The sequence below is a fragment of the Streptomyces sp. JJ38 genome (genome assembly GCF_019303475.1).
In the GTDB taxonomy this organism is placed as follows: domain Bacteria; phylum Actinomycetota; class Actinomycetes; order Streptomycetales; family Streptomycetaceae; genus Streptomyces.
In genome coordinates this window covers 101,218-115,506 of sequence record NZ_JABLSI010000003.1, presented here as the reverse complement: position 1 = coordinate 115,506, position 14,289 = coordinate 101,218, and the positions used below count along the sequence as shown (strand labels likewise).

The window sequence follows — 14,289 nt, the reverse complement described above, 5'->3', positions numbered from 1 at the left end:
TCTTCCTCGGCACTGTCACCGCCGCCGCACTCCTCATCTGGCTCCGCTTGTGACCGCAGCGACGAACTGATTGTTGCTGCATCGTGCCCCGCCGCCGGGGCCGAGGTGAGCGAAAACGGGTTGTGCCTGAGTAGATGATCAGCTTGGGTTCGTGCTCGTGACTGACTTGAACGATCTCATACGTCCGGACCGCTATCCGCGCTCCTCTCGATATGACCCCGCCTGGTTGCTCAGCCTCGACATGGGACCGAACCCGCTGTGGCTGCTGGAAGACCTCACCCGGGATCTTGATCTGCGCCCGGGGATGCGGATTCTCGACCTCGGCTCCGGCAAGGGCGCCACGTCGGTGTTCCTGGCCCGCGAGTACGGCGCCCAGGTCGTTGCGGCCGACTTGTGGATCGCTCCCGAGGACGCGGCAGCCGTCTTCGCCGAGGCGGGTGTCGGTGACCGGGTGAAGGCCGTGCGAGCTGAGGCGCACACTCTGCCGTTCGACGAGGAGAGCTTCGACGCCATCGTGAGCGTGGACGCGTTCGAGTACTTCGGGACGGCGGACAGCTACCTGCCCTACCTGACGCGGTTCCTCCGCCCTGGCGGACATCTGGCGATGGCGACTCCCGCCATGACCCGGGAGGTCCGTGAGCTCGGAGCCATCCCACCTCACATCAAGAAGGTGGTCGGCTGGGAGGCGATCGCCTGGCACACGGCGGAGTGGTGGCGCTTTCAGTGGGCGATCACCGAGCTCGTTGAAGTCACCTCCGCGCGGTTGCCGCAAGACGCCTGGCGGGACTGGCTGCTGTGGGCCCAGGCCGCAGCCGAGCACACGCCCAATGGCCGGAGCGCGAACCAGCCCGTCATCGACATGCTCACCATAGACGGCGGAGAATTCCTCTCCTTCGCTCTGATAACTGCACGTAAGAACTGAGCAGACTTACACCGTCGGCAATTCTGTCTCTCCGATCGTAATCGGAGAGACAGAATCTAATCGGCCCTGGCTGGGCCACCACAAACCTCGGACCGGAAACGCGAAGGGACTACGGCTCGGCCTCTGAAGAGGCCCAGCCGTAGTCCCTCTGCGCGGACGAAGATCGACGCCGCTCAGGAAGCGGCCAGGTCGACTCCGAAAAGCTCGGACAGCGTTGCGACCGTCTGCTTGGGGTCCTGGTTGTGCACTCCGGCAAGGCCGAGCTGCTCCGCCGCCTGTACGTACGCCTCGGTGTCATCGACGAAGATGCACTCTTCGGCAGGCAGACCCATGAGCTTGAGCGTGGTCTCGAAGAGCTGGGGGTCAGGCTTGCGCATCATGTGGTGCTCGCTGATCACGACGACGTCGTACAGCTTCCCCAGGTCGTAGCCCTCATACAGGTCCCACGGTGCCAAGCCCACCGAGTTGGACAGGATGCCGACCTTGATCCCGGCTCGGCGTGCTGCGGCGGCTGCGTCGATCAGCAGCGGCTCGGGACGGAGGTCACCGAAGATCCTTCCCATCAGTCCGTCCGCCGGCACGTTCAGCATCCTGCCGGCGAACTCGTTCCACTCCTTCTGGGACACCACACCACGCTCCAGATCACTGGTGATCCGGACGCCCTCCGGATCCTTGTACAGAGCCGTTAGGCAGGCGCCCCGGGGAAGCCCTTCACGCTCCTCGAACGCCAGCACAGCGGGCAGCAGGGGGGTGGTGAGGACGCCGCCAAAATCAAGAATGAGGCCGGTACGGCGGTTGGACATGCGGGGAACTCCGTTGCTGAGATTTCGGACGCCCATCCAGACCGGACAGCGTCGCGGACCCGGCGGTCGCAGAAGCTGCGCATCGCAGACCAGGAAGTGCACTGACAAGGCGAGGCCAAAACCTCTTTGTCCGCCTTGCCCACGGTACCAGTCGCGACCACACGCTCGATGGTGCCGAATCTCACGCAAACCCTACAAGATCGCATCTCTAAGTGACAGGTCGCGTACGCCGCAAACACAGTTGTGGAAACCCGCCGTACGTCGCACTTGAGGGCTATTGCCGAGATTCCGATTCCAAATTCTCCGAGTCATCGAGAACTTTTCTCGCTTGATCACCGGTGATCTGCGTATAAGCCGTGCTGACTCGCACGTACCACGCAGCTTCACTTTCGGTGTCGACGAACGGCTTATCTCTCATGAGAGTGGCCGAGGACGGTTTGACGGATTCCGTGGTAGCGGCGAGAAGGCCAGCCTTTATCCAGTACGCCTCCGCAGCAGGCTCGGGATCGGACTGCAGGGAGGCCATGTCTTCCGCAGCGAACATCAAGTCGCATGGTACGTAGTAGCGCAGCTTCTCGCAGGCGTCGGAGATATCTTGCGTCCATCGGTCCAAGCGGACGTCGATGGGGACGCGAAATTGCAGGAATTCCGTGATGCGCCGACCGGGCGGGTATAGACTTGTTCCGGGAAAAGCCTCGACTAGATCGAACCAAAGCGGATAGATCAGGTTCAGGGTTCGGAATGCCTTCCATCGTGCAGCAGCCGCACGGGTTGTCGGGATGCTTGCCCCTACGGCGACGATAACGAAAAGAAGGTTCATCCAGATCGCAGTGGCCTCGACAAGGAATCGCACCGTCGATTGACTGAGAGGAATTACTACGGCGCTCCACAAGATGGTGACTCTGGCTATCGTGTGAATGAGCCCCATCCACATCGCGAAACCCATCAACCCCAGCCCGACGCGCATGCTCGTGCTCTCGGCTCGGCGCGCGGCCCTCGTCCACTGATAGCCGCATACGGCGGTGGTGACTAGCGGAAAGAAATAGAACACGGTCATGTAGACCGCGACGCCCAATTGTCCAGCATGGTCAATGAGAAAATCCTCGCTCGGCCGATCTCGTTGAACAACGGTAAAGAAAAGGATCGCGAGCAGAACCACGCCTACGGCTCCGGCTTTGTACGACGCTCGGGCGATCCACCGTGAGAACTCTACGTGCCTGGGCACGACCGCCTCAGCGGTCTTCCCGTAGCTGGTGGCGACGTAGGTGAGGGCTGCCATGATCGCCGCCGTGCTGGCAAAGTGCCGGAGCAGAGCACTGAGATCGATTACAGGAATTCGATCGACCGCGTCCATTGCTGCTGGGGTGTAGAGACACAGAGCCACTGCAAATCCGGTGTAGCCTCCCCAGAGCGCCCGGCGGTGCGCATCGCCATATCTGACGGCCGGGAAACGCCAGATGGAGATCAGGGTCATGACTGCCGCAGTGAAGTATTTGAAGAAGTCGAACACGGGATCAGTCGATCTATAGGTGCCACACCCGTCGCCGCTTACGGGCCGAGCAGAGTGCAGACTTGGTCATTGCGAGATTCAGGGCCGGGTAAAGCTACCGCCGACGCTGGGGCGGGGCAACCGGATGCGCCAACGAATACTCCAGCAGGCTGATTACGTCGTCTCCCGTAGCAGACTGGCGACGCGCCAGACGTTTGATCAATGACGCTGAAAGCTCAGCCTGCTTTTCCTCATGGCTGTCGAAATCGACGCGCGCTTGGACCAGGGCAGATGGGTAGCGGCGTAGCACTTCCTGCCGGATGCGCTCTGGCACGTAACGCTCGATTTCGACAGCCGTCAGAGAGGTGCCGTGGTCCATCCACTCATGCGCGATCTCATGGAGGATGATGTGTTCCGTCTGATTTCGACTTGAGCGGCGCCGATAGAGAATTATGGTCACCTCGGGAGTTTTCACCCGTAGTCCGCACGCTGTCCCTAGGCCCCCGTCGGGGTCATCCAGCGGAACCAACTGAATCTGACGCCCCAGCACGCTTTCCATACTGCTCACCAGCGTCTCGACGCTGAAGGGGGTTGGTATAGGGAGATCAGCGAGCTTCCTCTCGCATTCCCTCACAAGGGCGCGACGTGAAGGATCCCTACGCCAACGCATAGCCGCTCCATTCATACTCACTGCAAACCCCACACCTCAACGCACGCACGCGAGGCGCTGGCAGGCTGGAGCCTGTATTCGATGCACACGGCGCTCGACCGGCGCGCACTGTCCGCGCATAAGCGTACAAGGGGGATTAAGTGATCATGAGGAAGGGGCGTGTTGCAAAGGTCACCCGAGTGCGACGGATCGCTAGCACTAGCGAAGATCAAAAAGGCCAGCACGCCTCGTGTATTGATCTTGAAATGCTTCTACAGTGTGCCCTCGAAGTGGCGCTCTGTTTCTGACTAGCGCCTCTGTTCAGTAAGTCCGAGGACTGCCACTAACCCCTCGCGTTATGCACTCAGTTGACGGTCGGGAAATGGAACGAGCCGTCCAGCAGGAACGGTTGTTTTCGTAACGATGCCTCGGTTGCGCTGGTCGAGAAGGTGCTCGGCGCGCGCCAGATCCTCGGGGGTGTCTACTGCCACCCCGTTGTCCAGGACGGGGACCATCCGCACGGCGTGGCCGTGTTCGACGAAGCGCAGCATCTCTACTCCCTCGGCACGCTCCAGCGGCCCCTGCTGGAGCTGACGGAAGTGCCGGAGAGCCTCGCCTGTGAAGCCGTAGAGGCCCAGTTGGCGCAGGTACTTCGGCCGGTCGCCCCTTGGGTACGGGATGGGCTGGCGCGAGAACATGAGGGCCTCGCTGCGGGCTGCGACGACGACCTTGACGACGTTGTGGTCCAGGACGGCGCCGACGTCGACCAGCTCGGTGTAGGCGTTCACCGCGAAGGTGTCCGGCGGCGAGTACTGCAGGGCCTCGGAGACGTCGTTGATGGCGGTCGGGGAGATGAACGGCTCGCGACGCGGTCGGTGCCGGTGAGGTGTTCCCCGGTACGGATGCAGTCGATACCTAGTTCACGGCACGCCGCTTCGATGCGTTCGTCGTCCGTCGCGACGATGGCTCCGTCGAGGCGTTTGGCCTCCAGGCAGCGCTGGTGAACGTGCCAGAGCAGCGGCTTGCCGCCGAGGAGGGCCAGCGGTTTGCCGGGGAAGCGGGAGGCACCCCAGCGGCAGGGTATGACGGCGATGTGCCTGCGCCGTTCGGCGTCGGTCGGTCGGGCTGTGGTGGCGGCCACGGCGTCCTCCTGGTGGTCGGGTTCGGGGGGCTTCAGGTGAGCTGGGCGAGCTTGGCGCGGACGGTGGATGAGGCGGTGGTCGCGAACGGCCGCCACTGGTAGCCGTCGACCTCCTCCTCCTGCAGCGTCACCGCGTGATCGGCTCCGAGGTGGAAGGCCCAGCGGAAGTCCACGTGGTGGTGGAGCGGCTCGTTCTTCGACGGGTTCGCGTCGATCGCGTGCACGTCGATGTCGAGGGGGATGTCCTCGTGGCCGGCGAGGGGGACAACGGCGCTGGGCAGGATGCCGACCTCCTCGTGCAGTTCGCGCAGGGCGGCGTCGCGCAGGTGCTGGTCGGACGGTTCGTTGTGCCCGCCGGGCGCCAGCAGTTTCCCGGACGCCTTGTGCAGGATGTGGAGAACCTGCCGTTCACCGTTGATGAGGATGGCGCTGCACGTCACGTGGGCGGGGAAGGTCTTGCGGCTGGTGGGATCGTCCGCACCGACGAGGGCTGCGAACAGCATCGTCAGGGAGCCACGCTCGTCCGGGTGGCGGGCGAGGTACGCCTCGGTGACGGCGCGGATGTGTTCGGTGGAGGGGGGCAACGAGGTCACCTTTCGAAGTAGCGGAGCCAGGTTCTGGCGATGGTGTCGCGGTCGGCCGCCGGCATCTCGTGCAGTCCGGGTTGGAATCGCGCGTGGCTGAGTGCGGCGGTGGCGGCGAGTATCTCGGCCTGGACTAGGTGGATGTAGGTGCCGACGGCGGCGCCGTGCACGAAGTTGACGGCACCGCCGTCGGCGAGAACGTAGAAGTAGTGACCTGTGACCTCGTACCGGGTCAACTGGGTTTCGACGGGCTGGCGTTCGTAGAGGTCGTCGAGGCTGCCGAGTTCGAGTTCGTCCTCGGAGGAGGTCACCGATCCGAGGTACGCACCATTGCGCAGGGCGGCGAAATCCTCGTGCCGGAGGGCGAGATTGCCGGTGGCGCACAGGACGAGTTCCGCGTCGTGGACGGCCTCGGTGGTGGACGCGCTGGTGCGGAAGCCGAGGGCGTGCGCCTGTACTCGCTTGACTGCGTCGTTGTCGTACACGGTGACGCGCAGGTCCTGGGCGCGAAGGGTCTGCGCAATGGAGCGGCCGATCTTGCCGAAGCCGATGACGCAGGCGCTGCGGCTCGTGAGGATGTCCCCGCGGGCGCGGACGAGGGCGTCGGTGGAGAACACGATGGACCGGCCGACGAGGTGGTCCTCGCAGTCCTTGAGCGGTGAGCGGGCCACGGACACGACCGGGCACGGCAGCGAGCCGAGAGCCGCGTACCGCTGGTGTCCGTTTTCGGTGTCCTCGATGACGCCGAGGATGCGGCCGGAGAACTTGTCCACGAGGGTGTCAAGGCTGGCCGCGAAGTACCCGCCGATGTCGACGAGGACGACGTCTTTGCCGCCTGCCGTGTCCTCCAGGTAGTGCAGGGCCTGGGTCTCGTCGGTGAACCGCTCCCGGCTCAGGTCGTGGACCGGCAGTGTGCGGCGGACGGTGTCGTGGGTCGGTTGGTGGATCGACCGGGGCTTGGGGAGGACGGCGCCGATCGTGGACACCGCGGTCATGGCGCGCAAGAACGCGGGGCGTTCCGGGAGCAGGTGGGTGATGACCAGTGTCGTGATCGCTTGCCCGGCGGGGAACTGTGCGGTGATCCTCCGGAAGAAGGCGTCCAGCCGTGCTCGCTCGGGGGTTTCCATGGGCACTCCTCTCTGGTTCCGAGGCATAGGGCTACGCGGCCCGGCTGTAGTCCGGCAGCGGGGCGGCCAGAGCCTGCATGTGGGCGCGCAGTCCGCTGTGGAGGCCGACGCGCGGCTGCCAGCCGAGGACCTCTCCCGCACGGCTGGGGTCGGCACGCGTGAGGAGGACGTCTCCGTTGCGCACGTGGTCCTGGTGGAGCTGGATCTCGCGACCGATGAGGCTGTTGGCGATGTTGATCACGTCCAGCAGCGATGCGTTCGAGCCGCCGCCGACGTTGATGGGGCCGTGCGCGTTCGGGACGGTGCCGGCGGCGATCGTGGCGGCGACCACGTCGTCGATGTAGGTGAAGTCGCGGCGCTGGTGGCCGTCTCCGTACAGGCGCAGGGGCTGTCCGGTCAGCGCGGCGTACAGCGCGCGGTGGGTGAACATGTCGGCGCGCTGCCGGGGGCCGTAGACGGTGAAGTACCGCAGGGCGACGACGGTGGGGCCGACGGGGCGCTCGGCGTAGGCCAGGCAGAGCTGCTCCTCGGCCAGCTTGGTCACGGCGTACGGGGAGGCGGGGTTGGGGAGGTCGGTCTCGAGGCTCGCGTCCCCGTCGGTCGGGCCGTAGACGCTGGAGGAGGAGGCTACGACCAGTCGGGGGACGCCGATCCGGGTGGAGGCTTAGAGGACGCGGTGGGTGGCCAGCACGTTGGACGCGAGGTAGTCGCCGAACTGCGGTCCCCAGGAGGGCCGTACTCCGGGGATGCCGGCGAGGTGGAAGACGGCGTCGGCGTCGATCAGGAGCGGGTCGATCGCGCAGTGGAGGAGGTCGGCCGTGATGTGGTGGTATCCCGGGCGTCCTCGCAGCGCGGCGAGGTTGGCGGCGGCCGTCGGGTCGGTGGACGGGTCTCGGCGGTCCACGCCGATCACGGTGGTGCCGGCCTGGACGAGGGCGTGGGCGAGATGGGAGCCGATGAATCCGGCGGAGCCGGTCACCACGGCCCGTCGGGGGGCAGTGTTGGTCGGGGGCTGCTCGTGCTGTGGCACGGGGATCTCCAGAGAGGTGTCGTCAAAGGGGTTGGTCAGGTGAGCCGGGACAGGACGGTTCTGCCGTGCGCGCTGAGGGCGGCGTCGTTCTCCTGGTGGCCCTTGACCAGAGCTGTGGCTGCCTCGATGGCGCCGAAGGACTCCAGGAGGCGTCGTTCGGTGTCGTTGGGCGAGCGTCCGTAGCCGTCGAAGAAGGCGGTGCGGAGGTGGGGTGCGGCCTGCCAGCGTCGGAATTCGAGCCGGGCGAAGTCGCGGACCCGGGCGTCACGTCGCATGTGCTCGAAGTCGTAGATGCCGAAGGTGTCGCCGAGCAGCCAGTTGCGCGGCTGGTAGTCGAGGTGGCAGATCGCGCTGTCCATGTGGCTGACGCCCAGGATGACCGCGTGGTGCTTCAGCAGGTTCTCCTCGGCCGCGCCGAGCAGGTCTGCGCGGACGGCCCGGTCGATCCACCGCTGGAACCGCTCCGCGAGCGAGGCGCCGACGGCTCCGCCCTGGGGCATGGCGGTGGCTCGGTGCAGCTTGCCGAGCAAGTGCCCGGCCTCGTGGTGGGCCAGTTCCTCCTCGGGCGAGCCGGGAGCGACGGTGTCCGCGCGGTCGCCTGCAAGTGCGGTGAGCAGCAGGGTGCGGGTGGCGTCGTCCCGGCCGACCAACTCCGGCGTATGGCCGGTCAGATGGGTGACCCACGCCTCGTAGGCGTGGAGTTCTCCGGCGTACCGGTCTCGTTCCGCGTGCTGCTTTGCGATGAACTGACGCCCGTCGCCTGCGACCAGGCGTACGGCGCGGGGCGGGAGCGCGGGATCTACTGCGATGTCGACTGCGCCGAGGAGGTGGTGCGCCAGTTGTACCCGGGGGTCGCGCGAGGCCGCCATCACGGGGTCGGCTCCGGCGTGAGGAGACTGAGGTGCTCGGTGTCGTTGTGCCGGTCGAGCATCCAGCGGGTCTGGCCCAGGCGGTTGCGGTGGTGCTGCCAGCGGGTGATGGAGGCGTGGTTGTGGGTGAATCCGGCGGGCGAGCCGATCGGGATGCCGAGCAGCAGGGTGTGTGCGGTGATCACCGTCTCCCCGTGAGCGGCGAAGACGACGCGTTTGCCGTGGTTCTCCTCGATGAGCTGGCTCAGGTTCCTGCTGGCGCGCTCCAAGAACCCGTTCCAGGTGTCGGAGCCGTTGGCCCAGGGTGTGTCGGGGTGGGCGTGCGGCCCGCCGTCGGCGGCCGTCTTCACCGCGTCCCAGGGCCGGCCGTCGGCGTCGCCGTGGACCGGGCCATCGAGTCGGTCGTCGTGGTGCAAGGGGATCTGGAGCGTCTGGGCGATGATCTCGCCGGTCTGGACGAGGCGGATCCGCGGGCCGGTGTAAACCACGTCGAAGGGCCGCTTCAGGTGCTCGGTGGCCAGGCGGCGTGCGGCCTGTTCGGCTTGGGCGTACCCGAGGTTGGTCAGGCCGGTGCAGGTGCGCGGGCCCCCGACGAGGCCGTCGGCGTTGCACTGGGCCTGGCCGTGCCGGACGAAGACGAGTTCGGTGGTGATCATGAGGCTCCTCGGTGGCTGATACGGAGGGGCAGGCTGTAGTGGTAGCCGTTGCGGCCGACGTACGGGGCGGTGAGCACGGCGTGCAGGCCCAGGAAGCTGTCGAGCTGGCCCCGGTCCGTCGTGCCCAGCCGGGCGTCGTGGCGTCGGGCTGCCGCGTTGTACGCGAGCAGGGCGGTGGTGACGGCTTGGTCCGTGAGCGGCCCGTAGGTCAGGTGAAGCGTCGCGACGAGCTTGGCGAGGTCGTAGCCCAGCGGGGCGAGGGACAGGTCGTCGGTGTCGACGGCGACGATGTCCTGCGTGCTGGTGATGATGAAGTTCCGCGGGTTGCTGTCCTTGTAGAAGGCGCAAGGTCCCTCGGCGGTCGCTTCCAACAGGCCGAGCATCGCGTGCAGCGCCGTCTTGTTCGGCAGGTAGCCCTGCTCGTGGCGTCGCCGCAGAGCGACCTTCCGGGGGCCGAGGTAGTCCTCGAACTGCGTGCCGTCCCGGAAGTGGTGCGGGGTGTCCAGCGACGCGGAGTGCAGGTCGCTGGCCCAGGCGGCACCGTGGGCGTGTCCGAGCAGTTCCGCCACGCGCGGGAGGTCCTCGGGGCGTACGGGGCGGCCCTCGATCCGTTCGAACGTCAGGGACTGCGGTCCGGCGGTGTGGAGGGCCGGCTGCCGCAGCGGCTTGGCGTGCGCGGTGAGCCACCGGTAGTGGCGCACCGCCCCCGCCGCACGCTCCGGTTTCGCGTAGTGCTTGGTGAACGGGTCGGGGCTCATGCCGGCTCTCCTCCTTCCTTCGGCTGGGCGACGACGAAGGTGATCCGGGACCGGGTGGTCAACGGCTGGTCGGGAAGGAACTCGTGCAGGATCGCCGCCAGGGCCCCGGGGTTGCCGTACAGGCCGGGTGCCAGGTCGTACTTGGGGTTGGTGGCCAGGTACTGCGCCGTGTGGTCGTGGCCGTCGAAGGTGAAGACGTGGTCCTCGTCCAGGACGGCGATCACGTCGAGCGAGGAGACGGCCATGTCGGCGAGGTTGCCGCTGTGGGCTGCGGTGTAGAGGCTCTCGTGCTGGGCGGCGAGCGGGTCGAGGCCGGCGGAGGCGACCAGCTGGTCCATCTCTCGGTAGCTGTCGAGGCCCTTGGTGACGAGCACGGCCACACCCCCGGGGGCGAGGACCCTGGCGATCTGCCCGACGACGTCCTCGGGGCGCGGCGAGTGGTAGAGGCAGAACGCCGCGACGACGATGTCGGTCGACCCGTCGGGCAGAGGGAGGTCGTGGAAGTCGCCTTCGACGAAGTCCACCGTGTTGCCGGGCAGGTCCTTGGCACGCGCGCGGGCCTGGGCGAGCAGGGAGGGGGCGGCGTCCAGGCCCACGACGCGCTCGGGCCGAAGCTGCTCGGCGATGACGAGGCTGCTCGTGCCGCGTCCGCAGCCGATGTCGAGCACGACACCGAGCCGGTTGGGCCGGGCATGGTGGGTCTGTACCAGGCTGACGATCGTCTCGGGCACCGGGTGGCCGGCGGTCTTGGCCCGCATCAGGGCGCTGGTGCGCCCGGCCAGCCGCGAGGCGTGTCCGTACAGCTCCGGCTGTCGGGCGGGGTCCAGGAACGGGTTGGGCTCGTTCATGCCGCACCCCCTGACCGGGGGCGCAGACCGGTCAGGACTGCTCGGCGGCGACCTTCCGCAGCCAGCGGCGCGTCTGACGCCGGTTGGCCAGCAGCACCACATCGGCGCGGGAGCCGAACTCCTCGATCTTCGCCATCACGCGGGGTCGCATCTTGCGCCGGTACGTGGCGACGTACTTGATCACGCCCCAGTGGATGCGGTTGTGCACCCCGTTGCCCTTGTGCCCGGCCCCGTGCCGGATCTGCCGGGAGAAGATCCCGTACAGCGCCGCCACGGTCGACACGTCCATCAGGACCACCGTGTCGCAGGCTTCGAGCCGTACCTGCAGCGTCGAGTTGTAGTTGCCATCGATTACCCACCGCGGCTGCGCGACCAGCTCGCGCTGCACGTCGGTGAACTTGTCCATGGGCAACGTGTTCCACTCGTCGTCGTAGAACGCGGCGTCCAGGTGCGTCACCGGCGCGTCGAGGATCCTGCCCAGTTCGCGGGCCACGTGGGATTTGCCGCTGCCTCCGCAGCCGATGATGGCGACCTTCTTCATGATGCTCCAGCGTAGAGAGGTTCGGGTGTCCGGCGGACCCATCCTCCGGGACGCGCCCGGAGGATCCGCGCGCCGTGGTCGATCGAGCGATCTGCATCAGGCAGCTCCCCGCTCGGTCGCGGTGGACTGGAGGAGGCCGTTCAGGACGAACTCCAGGGTGTTGACCTGCTTGCACAGGCCGAACAGGCGCAGGCGGTCCACACACGCGGCGATCAGGGCGGCGTGCTGCTCGCTGCCGACGATCTCGCGCAGGTGGGAGAGGCGTTCGAGCACGTCGCTGCCGGAGCGCACGACCAGCTCCTCCGGGACGAACCGGTCGGCGAAGCGGATGTCCGCCGGGGCCAGCGGCAGGCAGCCGGCGAGCACGGCCTCGAAGATGCGCTGGGTCATCTGCCCGACGGCGGCGTACCGCTCGGGCAACATGAGCACCGTGGCCAGGGACCGGCCGTAGACGCCGGCGGTGGCCTCGAACGGGATCCGGCCCGCGAAGCGGACGTGCGGCCAGCGGCAGGTCTTCGTCCACTTCCCGGCGACCAGGTGCTCGACGCGGGCGGCGGCCGGGGCGAAGAAGCGGTCGAAGGACTCGTCGCGGTCGTACTGGTTGCCCACGTAGCCGAGCGCGAGATCCCGAGGCCGCGTCGCCAGGGTGAGGGGATCGGCCTGGGCGAGGAGGTCCTCGGCGACGGGGAAGAGCAGCGAGTGCGCGCCGGGGGTCGGCGCGAGCGCGGCCTCGCAGACGCGGGTGTGGGCCGTACGGCGCCACACGCTCTCGGCGCGCAGGGTGCGGTCCTTGTCCCAGATGACGGTGGGCGTCTGGGACCGGACCGTGTAGTGGTTGATGAGCTGGGCCTGCCGGTGGAGGTCGCAGGTGTGCCCCTCGCTCCCGCACACGGTGGTGTTGCGGCCGGGGATCGCCCAGCGCCACTCCAGAAACAGGGCGTCGATGCCCGGCAGGCCGTCGTCGAAGGTGTACGCGCCGCCGAGGTCGTCACCGGCTTCGAGGCGGTCGCGGTCGGGCTGGAGGAAGACGATCTCGTGACCGCGGGCAAGGAGGGCGTCGATGAAGGGGCGGCGGTGGCTGCGGCCTCCGTCGGGGGTGTCGGTGACGCCGTTGCCGAGGAAGCCCCAGAAGCTGTATCCGATCTTCATTTGGTGATCCACCGCCCTTCGAGGAGCAGGGCGTCGAGACCGGAGTTGGCCAGGCAGTCCAGGGCCATCTCGGGTGTCCCGCAGATCGGCTTGCCCTTGACGTTGAGGGAGGTGTTGATCAGCACGGGTACGCCGGTCCGGCGGCCGAAGGCGGTCAGCACCGCGTGCGTGAACGGGTTCTGCGACCGGTTGACGGTCTGCAGGCGGGAGGTGCCGTTGGCGTGCACGATGGCCGGCACCCGCTCGCGCGTCAGGTCTGTCACCCCGGAGGCCATCGACATGTAGGGCGTCGGCTGGCCGAGGGTGAAGAACTCGGCGGCGCGCTCGGCGGGGACCATGGGGGCGAAGGGTCGGAACGGTTCGCGGAACTTCACGGTGGCGTTGAGCCGCTCGACGACGCCGGGCTCCAGTGGGGAGGCGAGGATCGAGCGGTTGCCCAGGGCGCGCGGCCCGGCTTCGACCCCTCCCTGGAAGAGTCCGGCGATCACGCCGTGGGCGAGCTGGTCGGCGAGGAACTCGGCGGTCTCGATGCCAAGGGTCTTCTGGTGGAGGCCGGGCCAGGGAGTCAGGTCGAGGGGCTGGTCCTCGTAGGAGGGGCCGAGATAGCAGTGGCGGGCGATGCCGGCGACCGGACGAGGCGTACGCGCGTCGACGTGCACGGCGAGGGCTGCCCCGATCGCGGTTCCGGCGTCCCCCGGTGCCGGCGGGACGAACACCTCGTCGAAGATGCCGGCCTCGATGATCTGACCGATGCTCACGCAGTTCGTGGCGACGCCGCCACCCACGCACAGGCGCCGGGAGCCGGTGAGCACACGGGCGCGGCGGGCGAGGTGGACCATCACCTGCTCGGTCCGCTCCTGGAGGGCAGCCGCCAGGTCTCGGTGGACGTCGGTGAGCGATTCGCTCGGGTGCCGCTCGGGGCAGGTCTCGGCGACGAACCGCCTGGATGTCCTCGGGTATCCCGAGGTGAGGGTGCGCGCCGGGAAGTAGCCGGGGTGGATGCGGAAGCCGGTGGCCGTCGTGCGGACGGCCGTGGTGAACAGGTGGCGGAAGCGGGCGGGGTCACCGAGGGCGGCCAGCGCCATGACGGTGCCCTCCTCGTCGCCCCGGCGCCAGCCCAGGTGCTCGGTGACGGCGCCGTACACGTACCCGAGGGAGGCCGGGTCGTTGATCGCTTCCAGGGTCTGGACGCGGGGGCGCTGAACGCCGTGGCCGTGGGCGATGGTGGTGGTCTGCCGCTCGCCGAGGCTGTCGACCACGAGTACGGCGGCTTCCTCCCAGCCGGAGGCGGCGAAGGCCGTGAGCTGGTGGGCGCGGTGGTGCAGGACCGGTGTGACGCGGGCCGAGGGGAACTGGCTGCCGAGGACGCGCAGCCGCCGCCGGGTCCGCAGGGCGACCTTGGCGAACCCGTGGGCGCGGGCCAGGCTCCGGTCGCGCGTGGTCGGCGAGAGCGCCATGCGCAGGGCGGCGGGCGACTCGGCGAGGTAGCGGGCGGGCTGGAAGTTGTAGGCGACGGCGTCCACGTCGGTGGCGCTCAGCTTGGCCTGGTCGAGGAGCCATCCCACGGCGCGGGCCGGGTAGAGCTTGGTGTGTTTCTGCTCGGAGAGTCGTTCCTCCTCGACGAAGCCGACGAGTTCACCGTCCACGAGAAGGGCGGCCGAGGAGTCGTGGGTGTACGAGCACAGGCCGAGGATCACGGAGGCGGTGCGCTTCATGGCGGCGG

13 protein-coding genes and 2 pseudogenes are annotated in these 14,289 nt (G+C 67.7%); 1 reads left to right on the top strand and 14 read right to left on the bottom strand.

The window, feature by feature from the left end:
- Positions 1-157: 157 nt before the first annotated feature.
- Positions 158-922: a cyclopropane-fatty-acyl-phospholipid synthase family protein gene (locus tag HPT28_RS02400; protein WP_219088707.1), complete on the top strand. Its 765-nt coding sequence runs from the start codon at positions 158-160 to the stop codon at positions 920-922.
- A gap of 173 nt (positions 923-1,095) precedes the next feature.
- Here the strand turns inward: HPT28_RS02400 and HPT28_RS02395 are convergent, their stop codons facing one another.
- The 14 genes and pseudogenes from HPT28_RS02395 to HPT28_RS02330 all read right to left on the bottom strand — a co-directional run bounded on the left by HPT28_RS02395 (position 1,096) and on the right by HPT28_RS02330 (position 14,281).
- Positions 1,096-1,725, bottom strand: coding sequence for an HAD-IA family hydrolase (locus HPT28_RS02395; RefSeq protein ID WP_219088705.1), 630 nt, complete (start codon positions 1,723-1,725; stop codon positions 1,096-1,098).
- Between the two features lie 274 nt (positions 1,726-1,999).
- Positions 2,000-3,235 (bottom strand): MAB_1171c family putative transporter, encoded by a 1,236-nt coding sequence (locus tag HPT28_RS02390; RefSeq protein ID WP_219088703.1) that lies wholly within the window; start codon positions 3,233-3,235, stop codon positions 2,000-2,002.
- A gap of 94 nt (positions 3,236-3,329) precedes the next feature.
- Positions 3,330-3,773 carry a hypothetical protein gene (locus HPT28_RS02385; protein ID WP_257577939.1) on the bottom strand — a complete coding sequence of 148 codons (444 nt, stop codon included), beginning with the start codon at positions 3,771-3,773 and terminating at the stop codon, positions 3,330-3,332.
- A gap of 446 nt (positions 3,774-4,219) precedes the next feature.
- Positions 4,220-5,004 (bottom strand): annotated as a pseudogene (locus HPT28_RS02380) (3-deoxy-manno-octulosonate cytidylyltransferase).
- A gap of 32 nt (positions 5,005-5,036) precedes the next feature.
- The gene (locus tag HPT28_RS02375) at positions 5,037-5,597 is read right to left on the bottom strand and encodes an NUDIX hydrolase (RefSeq protein WP_219088701.1); all 561 of its coding nucleotides are present in this window, start codon (positions 5,595-5,597) and stop codon (positions 5,037-5,039) included.
- Positions 5,594-6,715: an adenosylhomocysteinase gene (locus HPT28_RS02370; RefSeq protein WP_219088699.1), complete on the bottom strand. Its 1,122-nt coding sequence runs from the start codon at positions 6,713-6,715 to the stop codon at positions 5,594-5,596. The genes HPT28_RS02375 and HPT28_RS02370 overlap by 4 nt, the downstream gene beginning before the upstream one ends.
- A gap of 31 nt (positions 6,716-6,746) precedes the next feature.
- Positions 6,747-7,694, bottom strand: a pseudogene (locus HPT28_RS02365) (NAD-dependent epimerase/dehydratase family protein).
- An 86-nt stretch (positions 7,695-7,780) separates the two neighbouring features.
- Complete coding sequence (locus tag HPT28_RS02360; protein WP_257577937.1) at positions 7,781-8,614, bottom strand: aminoglycoside phosphotransferase family protein; 834 nt, start codon at positions 8,612-8,614, stop codon at positions 7,781-7,783.
- A complete protein-coding gene (locus HPT28_RS02355; protein WP_219088695.1) occupies positions 8,614-9,270 on the bottom strand; it encodes a histidine phosphatase family protein in 657 nt (218 codons plus the stop codon). The genes HPT28_RS02360 and HPT28_RS02355 overlap by 1 nt, the downstream gene beginning before the upstream one ends.
- Positions 9,267-10,028: a phosphotransferase gene (locus HPT28_RS02350; RefSeq protein WP_219088693.1), complete on the bottom strand. Its 762-nt coding sequence runs from the start codon at positions 10,026-10,028 to the stop codon at positions 9,267-9,269. The genes HPT28_RS02355 and HPT28_RS02350 overlap by 4 nt, the downstream gene beginning before the upstream one ends.
- Entirely contained in the window at positions 10,025-10,876 is an 852-nt protein-coding gene (locus HPT28_RS02345) for a class I SAM-dependent methyltransferase (RefSeq protein ID WP_219088691.1), read from the bottom strand. The genes HPT28_RS02350 and HPT28_RS02345 overlap by 4 nt, the downstream gene beginning before the upstream one ends.
- Positions 10,877-10,907: 31 nt before the next feature.
- On the bottom strand, positions 10,908-11,417 hold the full coding sequence (locus tag HPT28_RS02340) for a topology modulation protein (RefSeq protein WP_219088689.1): 510 nt from the start codon (positions 11,415-11,417) through the stop codon (positions 10,908-10,910).
- A 96-nt stretch (positions 11,418-11,513) separates the two neighbouring features.
- On the bottom strand, positions 11,514-12,566 hold the full coding sequence (locus HPT28_RS02335; protein ID WP_219088688.1) for a hypothetical protein: 1,053 nt from the start codon (positions 12,564-12,566) through the stop codon (positions 11,514-11,516).
- Entirely contained in the window at positions 12,563-14,281 is a 1,719-nt protein-coding gene (locus HPT28_RS02330) for a carbamoyltransferase C-terminal domain-containing protein (RefSeq protein WP_219088686.1), read from the bottom strand. Before HPT28_RS02330 ends, HPT28_RS02335 begins: the two co-directional genes overlap by 4 nt.
- Positions 14,282-14,289 lie beyond the last annotated feature (8 nt).